Annotated in this window: 14 protein-coding genes; 9 read left to right on the top strand and 5 right to left on the bottom strand. The window is 70.6% G+C overall.

Features of this window, described 5'->3' with window-relative positions; translation table 11 throughout:
* Positions 1–6 precede the first annotated feature (6 nt).
* Together ACFC06_RS07230 and ACFC06_RS07225 are read right to left on the bottom strand one after the other, a co-directional pair.
* A complete protein-coding gene (locus ACFC06_RS07230) occupies positions 7–1,197 on the bottom strand; it encodes a serpin family protein (RefSeq protein WP_375928763.1) in 1,191 nt (396 codons plus the stop codon).
* An 87-nt stretch (positions 1,198–1,284) separates the two neighbouring features.
* The gene (locus ACFC06_RS07225) at positions 1,285–2,250 is read right to left on the bottom strand and encodes a zinc-binding alcohol dehydrogenase family protein (protein ID WP_375928761.1); all 966 of its coding nucleotides are present in this window, start codon (positions 2,248–2,250) and stop codon (positions 1,285–1,287) included.
* Between the two features lie 105 nt (positions 2,251–2,355).
* Between ACFC06_RS07225 and ACFC06_RS07220 the strand changes: the two genes are divergently transcribed.
* The gene (locus tag ACFC06_RS07220; RefSeq protein WP_375928759.1) at positions 2,356–2,928 is read left to right on the top strand and encodes a TetR/AcrR family transcriptional regulator; all 573 of its coding nucleotides are present in this window, start codon (positions 2,356–2,358) and stop codon (positions 2,926–2,928) included.
* Positions 2,929–2,930: 2 nt separating this feature from the next.
* On the opposite strand, the gene ACFC06_RS07215 is transcribed toward ACFC06_RS07220, so the two are convergent.
* Both ACFC06_RS07215 and ACFC06_RS07210 read right to left on the bottom strand, forming a co-directional pair.
* A complete protein-coding gene (locus ACFC06_RS07215) occupies positions 2,931–3,554 on the bottom strand; it encodes an alpha-ketoglutarate-dependent dioxygenase AlkB (RefSeq protein ID WP_375928757.1) in 624 nt (207 codons plus the stop codon).
* Between the two features lie 40 nt (positions 3,555–3,594).
* Positions 3,595–4,479 carry an RNA polymerase sigma-70 factor gene (locus tag ACFC06_RS07210; protein ID WP_375928755.1) on the bottom strand — a complete coding sequence of 295 codons (885 nt, stop codon included), beginning with the start codon at positions 4,477–4,479 and terminating at the stop codon, positions 3,595–3,597.
* Between the two features lie 165 nt (positions 4,480–4,644).
* On the opposite strand from ACFC06_RS07210, the gene ACFC06_RS07205 reads away from it, so the two are divergent.
* The 8 genes from ACFC06_RS07205 to pyrF all read left to right on the top strand — a co-directional run bounded on the left by ACFC06_RS07205 (position 4,645) and on the right by pyrF (position 14,242).
* Positions 4,645–5,130 (top strand): carboxymuconolactone decarboxylase family protein, encoded by a 486-nt coding sequence (locus ACFC06_RS07205; RefSeq protein ID WP_375928753.1) that lies wholly within the window; start codon positions 4,645–4,647, stop codon positions 5,128–5,130.
* Positions 5,131–5,523: 393 nt separating this feature from the next.
* Positions 5,524–6,156, top strand: a complete 633-nt coding sequence (gene pyrR / locus ACFC06_RS07200) for a bifunctional pyr operon transcriptional regulator/uracil phosphoribosyltransferase PyrR (protein ID WP_375928751.1) — start codon at positions 5,524–5,526, stop codon at positions 6,154–6,156.
* Positions 6,153–7,106, top strand: a complete 954-nt coding sequence (locus ACFC06_RS07195; protein WP_375928749.1) for an aspartate carbamoyltransferase catalytic subunit — start codon at positions 6,153–6,155, stop codon at positions 7,104–7,106. Before pyrR ends, ACFC06_RS07195 begins: the two co-directional genes overlap by 4 nt.
* Positions 7,103–8,419: a dihydroorotase gene (locus ACFC06_RS07190; protein WP_375928747.1), complete on the top strand. Its 1,317-nt coding sequence runs from the start codon at positions 7,103–7,105 to the stop codon at positions 8,417–8,419. The genes ACFC06_RS07195 and ACFC06_RS07190 overlap by 4 nt, the downstream gene beginning before the upstream one ends.
* Positions 8,412–8,918 carry a transporter gene (locus tag ACFC06_RS07185; protein WP_375928745.1) on the top strand — a complete coding sequence of 169 codons (507 nt, stop codon included), beginning with the start codon at positions 8,412–8,414 and terminating at the stop codon, positions 8,916–8,918. The genes ACFC06_RS07190 and ACFC06_RS07185 overlap by 8 nt, the downstream gene beginning before the upstream one ends.
* On the top strand, positions 8,915–10,030 hold the full coding sequence (carA, locus tag ACFC06_RS07180) for a glutamine-hydrolyzing carbamoyl-phosphate synthase small subunit (RefSeq protein ID WP_375928743.1): 1,116 nt from the start codon (positions 8,915–8,917) through the stop codon (positions 10,028–10,030). The genes ACFC06_RS07185 and carA overlap by 4 nt, the downstream gene beginning before the upstream one ends.
* Positions 10,030–13,392, top strand: coding sequence for a carbamoyl-phosphate synthase large subunit (gene carB, locus ACFC06_RS07175; RefSeq protein WP_375928741.1), 3,363 nt, complete (start codon positions 10,030–10,032; stop codon positions 13,390–13,392). Before carA ends, carB begins: the two co-directional genes overlap by 1 nt.
* A 25-nt stretch (positions 13,393–13,417) precedes the next feature.
* Positions 13,418–14,242: an orotidine-5'-phosphate decarboxylase gene (gene pyrF, locus ACFC06_RS07170; protein WP_375928739.1), complete on the top strand. Its 825-nt coding sequence runs from the start codon at positions 13,418–13,420 to the stop codon at positions 14,240–14,242.
* 89 nt (positions 14,243–14,331) lie between these two features.
* On the opposite strand, the gene ACFC06_RS07165 is transcribed toward pyrF, so the two are convergent.
* Positions 14,332–15,432 (bottom strand): serine hydrolase domain-containing protein, encoded by a 1,101-nt coding sequence (locus ACFC06_RS07165; protein WP_375928737.1) that lies wholly within the window; start codon positions 15,430–15,432, stop codon positions 14,332–14,334.
* Positions 15,433–15,509 lie beyond the last annotated feature (77 nt).

The raw sequence follows: 15,509 nt of genomic DNA, 5'->3' as shown, positions 1-15,509 counted from the left end.
TCGGACTCACCCCATCACATCCGGCATTCGGCCGGGAGCGCCGATTCCGGCCGGGCTCGTCCACTCCCGCGGCGGCCGCGTGACCTGGCCCGCGACCAGCACGAGCCCGCTCGGCCGGTCCACCGCCAGGAATCCGAACGGGCGATCGATCTCCACCGAGGTGATGGTCGACATCTCCTGCCGCGGAACGCCGCCCGGCGCCACCGCCACCGCGCTGACGGCCGCCGCCTCGAAGCCGTCGGCGTCGAACCGCGCGACCACCTCCTGGGCGGCCGCGTCGAGTGCGACCGGCTGCACCGCGAGACCCGGGAAATGGCCCTGGGACGCGTCCTGCGCGGCCGTGAGGCCGAACAGTGCCGCCTGCTCGAACAAGTTGTGCTTCGCCCGTACCTCGAAAGGCGGGAGCGTGAGACAGACGGCGTCGCCGCCGAAGGATTCGCGTCGCTGCACGGTGAGACAGGGCGCGACGATACCCGGGACGAGTTCGGTGCGCACCGCGACCTCGCCGTCCAGCGCCGCGAGACCGGCCGCGATCGCGCGGTCCGGGCTCTCGTCGCCGATCAGCAGGTGCACATCCAGCTCGCCGCGCCCGCGGATCACCACGCGCGTGACCGTGTCGTCGAGGACCGACACCGATCCGTCCGGGCGGCTCCCGCGGAACAGCCCGGGGCCGCGATGTCCTTGCCACGGACCGGTTTCCGGCGTGAACGGCACGTCGAGAAACGGAACGACCCACCGGGTACGCGCCAGCAACGCGGTGGCCAGGGCGAACACGGTGTCTTCGGTGATGGGCACCGGGAACTTCGTGATCAACCCGTCGGTGTGCTCCCGCGCCCACGCGTCCAGCCGTGCCGGGTCACCCAGCGCGCCCACGGTGCCCGCGGGCATGCTGCGCACCCACTCCTCGCGCAGGGTCAGCCGCGGCCGCACCCACGCGCCGATCGCGGTGGTGACCTCCTGCGACGCGTCGAGCGTCTTCAGTAACTCCAGCCCGGCCGCGTGTGCGTATTCGGCCGGAACATCAGCTGCCTCAGCCAGTTCCGTGCGTGCCCGCCCCTGCGCGCACCCGGCCAGGATGGCGAGCAACGGCCAGACCCCCGCCGCCGACACCACCGTGTCGTCGCCCCCGAACCTCGCGCACCACCGCGCCGTCAACCGATTGGCCGACCGGACGTGCGGCATCAATGGACTCCCCATGCCCCGGATCCTACGGCCAGCCACCGACATCCGGCCTGTCGTGGCCCGCCCGGCCCGGCCCGCGCGGGGCCGGATCGGGTGCGGTCGTCAGGGCCGCAACAGCACCGCCCCCAGTGCGCGGCGATCTTCCAGCCTGCGGTGGGCTTCGGCGGCCTCGGCCAGCGGGAATACGGTGTCCACGACCGGAACCAGGCGGCCGTCGGCGACAGCGGCCAGCGCGGCAGGCCGCTGGGCGGCGACCTCGGCGAGCCATGCGGTCCCCGCGCAGCCGGTGAGGGTCAGGCCGCGCAGGATCAGGTCGGTCGCGGTGAGCTGGGCGGGTGCGCCGGTGAGCCAGCCGTAGCTGAGGATGCGCCCGCGCAGCGGAGTGATCACGTCGAGCAGCGGGGTCAGCGAATCGCCACCGAGGGAATCGAAGACGACATCGATCGTGGCGCCCGCGAGCGACGCGGTGAGCTGGTCGGTCCAGTCGGGAGCCGTGTGGTCGATCACCGCGTGGGCGCCGTGTTCGCGTGCGAGACGGGCCTTCTCCGGGCCGCCCGCCGTGCCGATCACCCGCGCGCCCGCGGCAGCGCAGAGCCGGGTGAGGTAGCTGCCGATGCCGGTCGCGGCCGCCTCGACGAGGACGGTCTCGCCGGGGCCCACCCGGGCCGCGTCCAGCAGCGCCAGCGTCACCGAGCCCGGCATGAGGGCGGCGGCCGCCTGCTCGGTGCTCAGGCCGTCCGGGATGACGGTGACCGAATCGGCCTCGGCGGCAACATATTCGGCGTAGGCGCCGAAACTGCTGGTCGAGGCCACCACGCGGGCCCCGCGCAGGGACGGATCGACACCGTCGCCGAGTTCGGCCACGATGCCCGCCGCCTGGAATCCGAAGACCGCGGGCAGCGGCGCGGGGAAGGGGAACTCGCCCGAACGCACCTTGGTCTCGGGGAACAGCACCGGAATCGCCTCGGCGCGCACGAGTACCTGTCCCGCGCCGGGGCGCGGCCGGTCGGCCTCCCGGGCGACCAGGACCTCGGGTCCGCCGGTCTCGGTCATTACGATTGCCTGCATCGAGAACTCCATAAGTTGACTGCCGGTCCAGATATTGTCACGACGACGATATGGACCGGCGGTCAACTTGTCAACGGATCGGCGGCTGCCGGGAAAGCGGGTGCGATGACCGGGCGACCCACCGAACGTGCCGATGCCGCGCGCAACCGGCGCGCGATCCTCGACGCCACCGCGGCACTGCTGGCCGAACACGGTGCCGCCGGGGTGACGATGGATCGCGTCGCGGCCGCCGCGGGCGTCGGCAAGGGCACGATCTTCCACCGGTTCGGCAGTCGCTCCGGCCTGCTCTACGAACTCGTCGCGGAAGGCGCCATCGCCCTGATGAGCGCGGTCACCGAGGGTCCGCCGCCGCTGGGACCCGGTGCGCCCGCGGACGAGCGGCTGCTCGCGTTCTTCGACGCGATCACCCGCTTGTTCACCGACGACGTGGAGTTGATCGCCGCCTATCAGGCCATGCCGCCCCACCCGCGCAGCGCCGAGTTCCACGCCTTCTGGGCCGAGCACATCGCCACGCTGCTGCGTGCGGTGCGCCCGGATGTCGACGCGGAGGTCGTCGGCGCGCTGCTGCTGTCGGCCGTGGGCGGGGAGGCCGGTCAGCGGCTGGCCAGGGCGGGGGAGGCCGACCGCCTGCGCGCGGGCGTGCGCGACCTGGTCGCCTCGGTACTGCGGACCGGCTGAGCTCAGCGCACGTCGCGCGGCCGGAACTGGATGCTGATGCGTGGACCCACCGGGCGCGTGGTCTTGGGGACCGCGTGCTCCCAGGTGCGCTGACACGCGCCGCCCATCACCAGCAGATCGCCGTGTCCGGCGGTGAAACGCACGCTGGCACCGCCGCCGCGCGGACGCAGCAGGAGCGAGCGCGCGGCGCCGACCGACACGATCGCCACCATGGTGTCGGTGGTGGCGCCGCGCCCGATGGTGTCGCCGTGCCAGGCCACGCTGTCGCGGCCGTCGCGGTAGAAGCACAGGCCCGCGGTGCGGAACGGCTCGCCGAGCTCCGCGGCGTAGTACGTGCTCAGCGCGCTGCGCGCGGCCACCAGGATGCGGTCGGGCAGCGGATCGTGCTCGCCGTAGAACGAGACGAGCCGGGGGACGTCGACGACCCGGTCGTACATCGGCCTGCGCTCGGCATGCCACGGCACCCGCTCGGCCAGCCGCTCGAACAGCGTGCTCGCGCCGCCGAGCCAGCCGGGCAGCACGTCGACCCAGGCGGTGGCATCGAGCGGGGTGCGCCGGATCGCCTCGATCGGACCCAGCGCCACCGCGTCACCGTCGAACAGTGAACCTTGCAGGGGCAGCGACATGGGGACAGTCTAGCGCGTGTTCGAACATATGTTCGGATGCTCAGCGGGCGACGGTGACGGCGTCGTCGAGATGGGCGAGTTTGTCCGGATTGCGCACGAGGTAGAGGCCGGTGATCGCACCGTCGTCCAGGCGCAGCGCGGCGACGATGTCGAGCACGCCGTCGACGCGGACCAGGACGGCAGGCCCGCCGTTGACCTGCACGAACTCGGTGGTGACGGTCCCCGGGATCCGCGGGATGCCCCGCGACAGCAGCCGCGCCACCCGATCCGCGCCCACCACCGGCCGCACCACCGCCTTGACCACCCCGCCGCCGTCGGCGAGCAACACGACATCCGGCGCGAGCAGATCGAGCAGCCCCTGCAGGTCACCGGTCCGCACCGCGCGTCCGAACGCCTCGACGGCCTCGCGGCTCTCGGTGGTGCTCACCGGGCCGCGCGGTCTGCGGGCGGCGACGTGTGCCCGCGCGCGATGCGCGATCTGGCGGACCGCGTCCTGGGATTTGCCGACGGCCTCGGCGATCTCGTCGTAGCCCAGATCGAACACCTCGCGCAGCACGAACACGGCGCGCTCGACCGGCGCGAGGGTCTCCAGAACCAGCAGCATGGCCATCGAGACGCTGTCGGCCAGTGCCACGTCCTCGGCGATATCGGGCGTGGTCAACAGCGGTTCCGGCAGCCACGGCCCGACGTAGGTCTCCTTGCGCCGGCCCAGGGTACGCAGCCGGGTCAGCGACTGGCGGGTGGTGATGCGGACCAGGTAGGCGCGCGCGTCCCGCACGGTCGCGTGGTCGACGTCTACCCAGCGCAGCCAGGTCTCCTGCAGCACGTCCTCGGCGTCGGCGGCGGAGCCGAGCATCTCGTAGGCGACGGTGAAGAGCAGGTTGCGGTGGGCGACGAACGCCTCGGTGGCCGGGTCCGTGCTCATGAGGTCTTCCTGTCTGTCGCGCGAGTGGTCGTCCACCAGACGCCGCCACCCGGGGTTCTGTGACAGCTGATTCCGGTGATACACGTCACGCCCACGATCTGTCACGGGCCCACCGCCGCGGGCGTCTTGTGGTCATCCCTTCCGGCACCACGAAACGAGGACATCATGACCGCCCGATTCGACATGTTCGGCAATGCCGTCGCCACCCGCTTCGCGAAGCGTTTCGCCGCGGCCGCGCAGATCCTGGACCAGTCGCCGCTGCCCGTGACCACGAAGGAACTGGTCAACCTGCGGGCCAGCCAGATCAACGGCTGTGGCTTCTGCACCGACATGCACACCAAGGACGCCACGGCGGCCGGGGAGTCGGCGCAGCGGCTGCATCTGGTCGCGGCCTGGCGCGAGACCACCGTGTTCACCGACGCCGAGCGGGCCGCCCTGGCGCTCACCGAGGAGGCGACCCGCCTCGCCGATCATCACCGCGGAGTCTCCGACGAGACCTGGGCGGCGGTGCGCGCGCACTTCACCGACGACGAGATCGCCGCGCTGATCGCGCTGATCGGCCTGATCAACGCCGCCAACCGGATGAACGTCATCGTCCGGATGCCCGCGGGCTCCTATCAGCCCGGCATGTTCGAGGCCTTCGCCGGCTGACTCCCGGCATGCGCCGTCGCCGTGACCGTGCGGCGACGGCGGCCTCGACCCGCACGCGACGTCAGGGTCGACGATGGCGGCCATGACGACACCCTCCCCGCTTTCGACAGCCGTCGGAAGTCGACCGGCCCCGGAGCCGATCGTGAATGTGGTCACCCACCGCCGCTCCCCGGAACCGGCGCCAGGCCCGTCGACGGCCGGAAATTCCAGCGCTCGCAGGGATTTCGGTCCCGGATGTGATCGCAGCCGCAGGCCGGAGCCCCGAACCGCCCCGCGTGGTGGCGCTCACAGGTGGCGCCACCTGGTCAAAGCGTCGTCGGGGCGCTGATAAGCTGACGGGCGAGTTAGGCATCCTTTAACGGACCGTCCGGTGAGGCGGGGAAGGAGGTCGGCATGGCTGTGCCCGAACGGGCGGCCAGATCCGGCGCGGGCGAAACATCGCAGCGGCACACCCCCGAGTGGGTGGCAGGCGGCCGCGAACTGCTGTCGCCGTCGGATGTTCATCGCACCATCGCGCGGATCGCGCACCAGATCATCGAGAAGACCGCCCTGGATTCCGGCGACGCCGACGCGCCACGGGTGGTTCTCATGGGGATCCCGACCCGCGGCACCACCCTGGCCAACCGGCTGGCGGACCGGATCGAGGAATTCTCCGGCGTGCGGCCCGCGCTGGGCTCGCTCGACATCACCCTCTACCGCGACGACCTGCGCAGCCGTCCGCACCGCCCGCTCGAGCGCACCTCCGTGCCCGACGGTGGCATCGAGAACGCGCTGGTCGTGCTCGTCGACGACGTGCTGTTCTCCGGCCGCACCGTCCGCTCGGCCCTCGACGGCCTGCGCGACCTCGGCCGCCCCCGCGCCGTGCAGCTGGCCGTGCTCATCGACCGCGGACACCGCGAACTACCGATCCGCGCCGACTACGTGGGCAAGAACGTGCCCACCTCGCGCGCCGAGGACATCTCGGTGCTGCTGAGCGAGCACGACGGCCACGACGGTGTGTACCTGCATCAGGAGGCTCAGGCGTGAAGCATCTGTTGACGGTCGCCGATCTCGATCGCGGCGCCGCCACCGAACTCCTCGACGAGGCCGAGCGCTTCGAACAGGCCCTGCTGGGCCGCGAGGTGAAGAAGCTGCCGACCCTGCGCGGCCGCACCGTGATGACGGTGTTCTACGAGAACTCCACCCGCACCCGCGTGTCCTTCGAGGTCGCGGGCAAGTGGATGAGCGCCGACGTGATCAATGTGAGCGCGTCGAGTTCCTCGGTCTCCAAGGGCGAATCGCTGCGCGACACCGCGCTCACCCTGCACGCCGCCGGTGCCGACGCGCTGATCGTGCGGCACCCGGCCTCCGGCGCCGCGCATCAGATCGCGCGCTGGATGGATCAGTGGGCGCGCGAGGAGAACCGCGTCGCCCCCTCGATCATCAACGCCGGTGACGGCACCCACCAGCACCCCACCCAGGCGCTGCTCGACGCGCTGACCCTGCGTCAGCGGCTCGGTGACATCGAGGGCAAGCGGATCGTGCTGGTCGGTGACATCCTGCACAGCCGGGTCGCCCGCTCGAACGTGGTGCTGCTCGACACTCTCGGCGCCGAGGTGGTGCTGGTCGCCCCGCGCACCCTGCTGCCGGTGGGCGTGGAGTCCTGGCCGTGCCGGATCGCCACCTCGCTGGACGCGGAACTGCCCGGCGCCGACGCGGTGATGATGCTGCGCGTGCAGGCCGAGCGGATGAACGGCGGCTTCTTCCCGTCGGCGCGCGAATACTCGATCAACTACGGACTGTCCGAGCGCAGGCTGGCCCTGCTCGGTGACGACGCCGTGGTGCTGCACCCCGGTCCGATGCTGCGCGGCATGGAGATCGCCTCGGCGGTCGCCGATTCGCCGAAGGCGGCGGTGCTGCAGCAGGTCTCGAACGGAGTGCACATGCGGATGGCCGTGTTGTTCCGGCTGCTCGTGGGCCAGGAGGAAACGGTATGAGTGAGCTGCTGATCAAGAACGTCCGCCCCTACGGCGAGGGCGAGCCGGTCGACGTGCTGGTGCGCGACGGCGTGATCGCCGAGATCGGCCCCGGCCTCGACGCCGCGGACGCCGAGATCGTCGAGGGTGCGGGCCAGATCCTGCTGCCCGGCTTCGTCGACCTGCACACCCACCTGCGCGAGCCCGGCCGCGAAGACACCGAGACCATCGAAACCGGTTCCGCCGCCGCGGCACTGGGCGGCTACACCGCGGTGTTCGCCATGGCCAACACCAGCCCGGTCGCCGACTCGCACGTCATCACCGATCACGTGTGGCGCCGCGGCCAGGAGGTCGGCCTGGTCGACGTGTTCCCGGTCGGCGCGGTCACCGTGGGGCTCGAGGGCAAGCAGCTCGCCGAGATGGGCACCATGGCCGCCGGTGTCGGCCAGGTGCGGATGTTCTCCGACGACGGCCACTGCGTCTACGACCCGCTGATCATGCGCCGTGCCCTCGAATACGCGAACTCCCTGGGCGTGCTCATCGCCCAGCACGCGGAGGAGCCGCGCCTGACCGAGGGCGCCGTCGCGCACGAGGGCCCCAATGCCGCCCGCCTCGGCCTGGCCGGGTGGCCGCGCGCCGCCGAGGAGTCCATCGTGGCCCGCGACGCGCTGCTGGCCCGCGACGCCGGTGCCCGCGTGCACATCTGCCACGCCTCCACCGCGGGCACCGTCGAACTGGTGAAATGGGCCAAGTCCCAGGGCATCTCGATCACCGCCGAGGTCACCCCGCACCACCTGCTGCTCGACGACTCGCGCCTGGAGACCTACGACGCGGTCAACAAGGTCAACCCGCCGCTGCGCGAGTCCGCCGACGTGGCCGCGCTGCGGCAGGCACTGGCCGAGGGCGTCATCGACTGTGTCGCCACCGACCACGCCCCGCACGCCGAACAGGACAAGTGCTGCGAGTTCGCCGCCGCCCGCCCCGGGATGCTCGGCCTGGAGACCGCGCTGTCGATCATCGTGCAGACGATGGTGACGCCGGGCCTGCTGGACTGGCGCGGGGTCGCCCGGGTGATGAGCGAGAAGCCCGCCGCCATCGTCGGTCTCGACGACCACGGCCGCCCGATCGCCGTCGGCGAACCGGCCAACCTCACGCTGATCGACCCCGACGCCGAGTGGACGGTGCGCGGCGCCGAACTCGCGAGCATCTCGAACAACACCCCGTTCGAGGACATGACGTTCCCGGCCCAGGTGTCAGCCACCGTGCTGCGCGGCCGGGTGACTGCCCGCGAGGGCAAGGCGGTCGGGATCCGAGGAGGCCAGGAACGTGGATAGAACTCTGTGGGTGGTGGGCTGCCTTGCCCTGTTCCTGCTGTGCCTGTGGCTGATGTACCGGGCCTGGAACAAGAAGGCCGCCCGGCAGCGCGACCGCATCGGCGAACTGCCCGCGGTGCCCGCCGAACTGGGCGCGCAGCTGCTCGAGCCGACCACCGGCCTCTACCTGGGCAGCACCATCGCGCCCAGCTGGCAGGACCGGATCGCGGTCGGTGACCTGGGCTTCCGGGCGACCGCCGAACTGACGCGGTTCGAGCGCGGCATCCTGCTCGAGCGCGACGGGGCCACGCCGATCTGGATTCCGCAGGAATCGGTGACGGTCGTGCGCACCGAGCGCGGCCACGCGGGCAAGGTGATGACGAACAACGGTGTGCTGGTGATTCGCTGGACACTGCCGAGCGGAACCGAGATCGATACCGGTTTCCGCGGCGACGACAAGACGGTGTACCCGGCATGGACCGCGGATGCGACCAGGGTGACGACGGGAGACGATGAATGAGCAAGACCAAAGCGGCTCTGGTGCTGGAGGACGGCCGCGTGTTCCGCGGTACCGCCTTCGGCGCCGAGGGACAGACGCTCGGTGAGGCCGTGTTCTGCACGGCGATGACCGGCTACCAGGAAACCCTGACCGACCCCAGCTACGACCGCCAGATCGTGGTGGCCACGGCCCCGCAGATCGGCAACACGGGCTGGAACGACGAGGACGACGAGTCCGCCAAGATCTGGGTCGCCGGCTACGCCGTGCGCGACCCCTCACGCGTGTCCTCCAACTGGCGTGCCAACGGCACCCTGCAGGACGAGCTCGACCGCCAGAACGTGGTCGGCATCGCCGGCATCGACACCCGCGCGGTGGTGCGTCACCTGCGCACCCGCGGTTCGATGAAGGCGGGCATCTTCTCCGGTGCCGCCCTGGCCGGTGACGAGGAACTGCTGGCCCGGGTCAACGGCCAGGCCTCGATGCTCGGCGCCGACCTGGCCGAAGAGGTCAGCACCGACGGCATGTACACGATCGAACCGGTGGGCGAGCACCGCTTCACCGTCGTCGCGGTCGACCTGGGCATCAAGACCAACACCCCGCGCATGTTCGCCGAGCGCGGCGTGCGCACCCACGTGGTGCCGTCGAACACCTCCCTCGACGACATCCTGGCGCTGAACCCCAACGGCGTGTTCCTCTCCAACGGCCCCGGTGACCCGGCCACCCAGACCGGCGCCATCGCGCTGACCCAGGGTGTCCTGGAACGCGGCATCCCCCTGTTCGGCATCTGCTTCGGCAACCAGATCCTGGGCCGCGCGCTGGGCCGTAACACCTACAAGATGAAGTTCGGCCACCGCGGCATCAACATCCCGGTGGTCGAAGAGGGCACCGGCCGCATCTCCATCACCGCCCAGAACCACGGCTTCGCCCTCGAGGGCGAGAAGGGCGAGGTGTTCGACACCCCCTTCGGCAAGGCCGAGGTCTCCCACATCTGCGCCAACGATGGCACCGTCGAGGGTGTGCGACTGATCGACGGTCGCGCCTTCTCGGTGCAGTACCACCCCGAGGCCGCCGCAGGCCCGCACGACGCCGCATACCTGTTCGACCGTTTCGCCGGTCTCATGGAAGGAGCCTGATGCCTCGCCGCGAGGATCTGAAGCACATCCTGGTGATCGGCTCTGGCCCGATCGTCATCGGCCAGGCGTGCGAATTCGACTACTCCGGCACCCAGGCGTGCCGGGTGCTGCGGTCCGAGGGACTGCGCGTATCGCTGGTGAACTCCAACCCGGCGACCATCATGACCGACCCCGAGTTCGCCGACTCCACCTACGTGGAGCCGATCACCCCGGAGTTCGTCGAGAAGGTCATCGACAAGGAGCGTCCCGACGCCATCCTGGCCACCCTCGGCGGGCAGACCGCGCTCAACACCGCGGTCGCGCTGCACGAGCGCGGGGTGCTGGAGAAGTACAACGTCGAGCTGATCGGCGCCGACTTCGACGCCATCCAGCGCGGTGAGGACCGGCAGAAGTTCAAGGACATCGTCGCCAAGGTCGGCGGCGAGTCCGCGCGCTCCAAGGTCTGTTACACCATGGCCGAGGTCCGCGAGACCGTCGCCGAGCTCGGTTTCCCCGTGGTCGTGCGCCCGTCGTTCACCATGGGTGGCCTCGGCTCCGGCATGGCCTACAACGACGAGGACCTCGACCGCATCGCCGGTGGCGGCCTGGCCGCCTCGCCGACCGCGAACGTCCTGATCGAGGAGTCCATCCTCGGCTGGAAGGAATACGAGCTCGAGCTCATGCGCGACGGCCGCGACAACGTGGTCATCGTCTGCTCCATCGAGAACGTCGACCCGATGGGCGTGCACACCGGCGACTCGATGACCGTGGCCCCGGCCATGACCCTCACCGACCGCGAATACCAGAAGATGCGCGATCTGGGCATCGCCATCCTGCGCGAGGTCGGCGTCGACACCGGCGGCTGCAACATCCAGTTCGCGGTGGACCCCGCCGACGGCCGCCTGATCGTCATCGAGATGAACCCCCGCGTCTCGCGTTCCTCGGCGCTGGCCTCCAAAGCCACCGGCTTCCCGATCGCCAAGATCGCCGCCAAGCTGGCCATCGGCTACACCCTCGACGAGATCGTCAACGACATCACCGGCGAGACCCCGGCCTGCTTCGAGCCGACCCTGGACTACGTCGTGGTCAAGGCCCCGCGCTTCGCCTTCGAGAAGTTCCCCGGCGCCGACGACACCCTCACCACCACCATGAAGTCGGTGGGCGAGGCCATGTCGATGGGCCGCAACTTCACCGAGGCCCTGGGCAAGGTGCTGCGCTCGCTCGAGACCAAGGCCACCAGCTTCTGGACCCTCGACGACGGGCAGTGGGCGCCGAAGGATCCCAGCGACCCGGCGTCGGTGCGCGAGGCCATCGAGGCCATCCTCGCCGACCTGCGCGTGCCCACCGAAGGCCGCATCTACCAGGTCGAGCGCGCGCTGCGCTACGGCGCGAGCATCGAGGAGACCGCGCTGGCCTCCGGTGTCGACCCGTGGTTCGTCGCCGAGGTCGCCGGCCTGGTCGAGCTGCGCCAGGAGATCCTGGACGCCCCGGTCCTCGACGAGGACCTGCTGCGCCGCGCCAAGCACTACGGCCTGTCCGACCGTCAGCTCGCCGCCCTGCGGCCCGAGCTGGCCGGTGAGTCCGGCGTGCGCGCCCTGCGGCACCGGCTCGGTGTGCGTCCGGTCTACAAGACCGTCGACACCTGCGCCGCCGAGTTCGAGGCCAAGACGCCGTACCACTACAGCGCCTACGAGCTCGATCCCGGCGCCGAGTCCGAGGTCGCGCCGCAGCGTGAGCGCGACAAGGTGATCATCCTGGGCTCGGGCCCCAACCGCATCGGTCAGGGCATCGAGTTCGACTACTCGTGTGTGCACGCCGCGCAGACGCTGTCGGCCGCGGGCTACGAGACCGTCATGGTCAACTGCAACCCCGAGACCGTCTCCACCGACTACGACACCGCCGATCGCCTCTACTTCGAGCCGCTCACCTTCGAGGACGTCCTCGAGGTGTACCACGCCGAAGCCGAGTCGGGCACCGTCGCCGGTGTCATCGTGCAGCTCGGCGGCCAGACCCCGCTGAGCCTGGCGCAGCGGCTCACCGACGCGGGCGTGCCCGTCGTCGGCACCTCCGCGGCCGCCATCGACCTGGCCGAGGACCGCGGCGAATTCGGTGACGTGCTCGTCGCGGCCGGACTGCCCGCGCCCAAGTACGGCACCGCCACCACGGTCGAGCAGGCCAAGAAGATCGCCGCCGAGATCGGCTACCCGGTGCTGGTGCGCCCGTCCTACGTGCTGGGCGGTCGCGGCATGGAGATCGTCTACGACGAGAAGTCCCTCGAGGGCTACATCTCCCGCGCCACCGAGCTCAACCCCGAGCACCCGGTGCTGGTCGACCGCTTCCTGGAAGACGCCATCGAGATCGACGTCGACGCCCTGTGCGACGGCGAAGAGGTCTACCTCGGCGGCGTGATGGAGCACATCGAGGAAGCCGGCATCCACTCCGGTGACTCCGCCTGCGCGCTGCCCCCGATCACCCTGGGCCGCAGCGACATCGAGGCCGTGCGCCGCTCCACCATCGCGCTGGCCAAGGGCATCGGCGTCAAGGGCCTGCTCAACGTGCAGTACGCCCTCAAGGACGACGTGCTCTACGTGCTCGAGGCCAATCCCCGGGCGAGCCGGACGGTTCCGTTCGTCTCCAAGGCCACCGCGGTGCCGCTGGCCAAGGCCTGCGCGCGCGTCATGCTCGGCGCCACCATCGCCGACCTGCGCAAGGAAGGCATGCTGCCGCCCGAGGGCGACGGCGGCCACGTGCCGCTCGACGCGCCGGTCGCGGTGAAGGAAGCCGTGCTGCCCTTCCACCGGTTCCGTCGCGCCGACGGCTCCGGCGTGGACTCGCTGCTGTCGCCGGAGATGAAGTCCACCGGTGAGGTCATGGGCATCGACGCCGATTTCGGCACCGCCTTCGCCAAGAGCCAGGCCGCCGCCTACGGTTCGCTGCCCACCGAGGGCACCGTGTTCGTCTCGATCGCCAACCGCGACAAGCGCGCCATGGTGTTCCCGATCAAGCGCCTGCACGACCTGGGCTTCCGCATCCTCGCCACCGAGGGCACCGCGGAAACCCTGCGCCGCAACGGCATTCCGTGCGAGCAGGTGCGCAAGCACTCCGACCCGGACACCGTCGACCCCGAGACCGGCACCCCGCTGGCCTCGATCGTCGAGCAGATCCGCGACGGCGAGATCGACATCGTGTTCAACACCCCCTACGGCAACTCGGGCCCCCGCGTGGACGGCTACGAGATCCGCACCGCCGCGGTGGGCGCGAACATCCCGTGCATCACCACCGTGCAGGGCGCGGCCGCGGCGGTGCAGGGCATCGAGGCGAGCATCAACGGCGGTATCGGCGTGCGCTCGCTGCAGGAACTGCACTCGGTGCTGCGTGGCTGATCAGGACAACGAAGGAGCGGGATCGATGACGACATTCGGCAGCCGATTGCAGCAGGCCATGCGGCAGTTCGGTCCGGTGTGTGTCGGCATCGATCCCCATCCCGGCCTGCTGCGGGCCTGGGGCCTGACCGAGGACGTCGACGGACTGGAGACCTTCGCCGAGATCTGCGTCGAAGCCTTCGACGGGCGCGTCGCCCTGGTCAAGCCGCAGGTCGCCTTCTTCGAGCCCTACGGTTCCGGCGGCATCGCGGTCCTGGAACGCACCATCTCGGTGCTGCGTGCCTCGGGCACCCTGGTGCTGGCCGACGCCAAGCGTGGCGACATCGGGTCCACCATGGACGCCTACGCGCAGGCCTGGCTCGGCAACGGGCCGTTGGGTTCGGACGCGGTGACGGTCTCGCCCTACCTCGGGTTCGGATCGCTGGACCCGGCGCTGAGCCTGGCCCAGGCCAACCACCGTGGCGTGTTCGTCCTCTCGGCGACCTCGAATCCCGAAGGGGCGCAACTGCAACGGATCACCGCGCCGGACGGTCGCACCATCGCGCAGACGATGGTCGACGAGGCCGCGGCCCGCAATGCCGGACCCGGCTTCGGCTCGGTCGGCGTCGTCATCGGCGCCACCCTCACCGAGGCGCCGGACCTGTCGACCCTCAACGGCCCGATCCTGATGCCGGGCGTCGGCGCGCAGGGCGGGGGAGCGGATTCCATTCGCGCCCTGGTCACCGAGGCCAACTACGCGGCCGCCATTCCCGCGGTGTCGCGCGAGCTCCTCGGCGTCGGCCCGTCGGTGACGGCGCTGTGCGACAAGATGGCTCAGCTGCAGGAGCAGTTCGCCTTCCTGCAGAACTGACACCGAGACGAGGCCGGGGGAGCGAGACGCTTCCCCGGCCTCGTTGTTCGCCGCGCCGGTGCTCGGCGAGCCAGGGCTGTCGGCACCTTTCAGGCGAGACAAAAGGTCGCGGTCGCTGTGGCGAACAGGGTGAGTGCATCCGACGAGGCCGCCGAGCCGACGACCATCGTCAGTGCACGACCGTCGGTGGACCGGAACGCGGAGGTCACGTAGCCGAGCAGCTCACCGCCGTGCCCCCACAGTTCGGCGCCGCACGGCGGGTCGAAGCGTTGCAGGCCGAGGCCGTAGTGGAATCCCATCCCCATCGGCACCGTCTGCCGCATCTGTTCCAGGGACGACGGGCTGGTCAGCCGCCCACCCAGGAGCGCGGCGAAGAAGGCGTCGAGGTCGGTGATCGTGGAGATCATCTCGCCCGCCGCCCAGTCCAGCGAGGGATTCATCTCGGTCACCTCCACCCGGCCCATGCCGTCGATGTCGCGGTGCGCGGTGAGTGCGGGCGCCGGGACCTGCGGATCGTCGCCGGGAACCGACGTCGCGGTCAGCCGGAGTGGGGTGAGGATTCTCTCGCGGATCTCGTCGCCGTATCGCTGCCCGGTCACGTGCTCGATCAGCAGGCCGAGCACGAGGTAGTTGGTGTTCGAGTAGCGGAAGCGCTCGCCCGGTGCGAAGTACGGTGCGTGACTCACCGCGGCGGCGAGCAGATCGCGGGGCTCGTGGTGGGCGAATCGGGCGGCGCCGCGCCACCGGTTCGTCGAGCGGCCGGGTTCCTTCATGTAGTCGTAGAGCCCGCTGGTGTGATTCATCAGCTGCCGCACCGTCATTCGGTCTCCGCCGGGGATCGCGTCGGGTAATTGCGCCGCGATGGGGGCGTCGAGGGTGATCTTGCCCTCGTCCACCAACTGCAGCACCACCGTGGCGACGAAGGTCTTGGTGACACTGCCGATCCGGAACCGGCTCAGCGGGCCCGGCGCGGACTGCTCGGCCGCGCCGGCGCCGTGGTACCAGTCGCGATGCCGCTCCCCGTCCGAGACCCGCAGCACGACGTCGGCGTCCGCCCATCGCGCGGAGGCCTCGACCACACCACCCACCACCCGCCATCGTGCCGTCACGAGGACGGTGGCGGCCACCAGGACGGCAACCAGCACGGTCCCCGTGACCACCACGGCGAACCGAAACATCTTCTGTCGCATACATTTCGACGCTAGGCACCCCTCCCGCCGCCCGCGAGGGTGCATGCCCCGTGACCGGGGTGCGGAAAACCCCACCC

This window comes from Nocardia sp. NPDC056064 (genome assembly GCF_042266925.1).
GTDB lineage: Bacteria > Actinomycetota > Actinomycetes > Mycobacteriales > Mycobacteriaceae > Nocardia.
This window is presented reverse-complemented; position numbering and strand designations above follow the sequence as displayed.

What these genes read in the sequence shown, in the direction of transcription:
- ACFC06_RS07230 (WP_375928763.1), bottom strand. Translation starts at nt 1,197, where the DNA reads ATGGGGAGTCCATTGATGCCGCACGTCCGGTCGGCCAATCGGTTGACG.
- ACFC06_RS07225 (WP_375928761.1), bottom strand. Translation starts at nt 2,250, where the DNA reads ATGCAGGCAATCGTAATGACCGAGACCGGCGGACCCGAGGTCCTGGTC.
- ACFC06_RS07220 (WP_375928759.1), top strand. Translation starts at nt 2,356, where the DNA reads ATGACCGGGCGACCCACCGAACGTGCCGATGCCGCGCGCAACCGGCGC.
- ACFC06_RS07215 (WP_375928757.1), bottom strand. Translation starts at nt 3,554, where the DNA reads ATGTCGCTGCCCCTGCAAGGTTCACTGTTCGACGGTGACGCGGTGGCG.
- ACFC06_RS07210 (WP_375928755.1), bottom strand. Translation starts at nt 4,479, where the DNA reads ATGAGCACGGACCCGGCCACCGAGGCGTTCGTCGCCCACCGCAACCTG.
- ACFC06_RS07205 (WP_375928753.1), top strand. Translation starts at nt 4,645, where the DNA reads ATGACCGCCCGATTCGACATGTTCGGCAATGCCGTCGCCACCCGCTTC.
- pyrR (WP_375928751.1), top strand. Translation starts at nt 5,524, where the DNA reads ATGGCTGTGCCCGAACGGGCGGCCAGATCCGGCGCGGGCGAAACATCG.
- ACFC06_RS07190 (WP_375928747.1), top strand. Translation starts at nt 7,103, where the DNA reads ATGAGTGAGCTGCTGATCAAGAACGTCCGCCCCTACGGCGAGGGCGAG.
- carA (WP_375928743.1), top strand. Translation starts at nt 8,915, where the DNA reads ATGAGCAAGACCAAAGCGGCTCTGGTGCTGGAGGACGGCCGCGTGTTC.
- carB (WP_375928741.1), top strand. Translation starts at nt 10,030, where the DNA reads ATGCCTCGCCGCGAGGATCTGAAGCACATCCTGGTGATCGGCTCTGGC.
- pyrF (WP_375928739.1), top strand. Translation starts at nt 13,418, where the DNA reads ATGACGACATTCGGCAGCCGATTGCAGCAGGCCATGCGGCAGTTCGGT.
- ACFC06_RS07165 (WP_375928737.1), bottom strand. Translation starts at nt 15,432, where the DNA reads ATGCGACAGAAGATGTTTCGGTTCGCCGTGGTGGTCACGGGGACCGTG.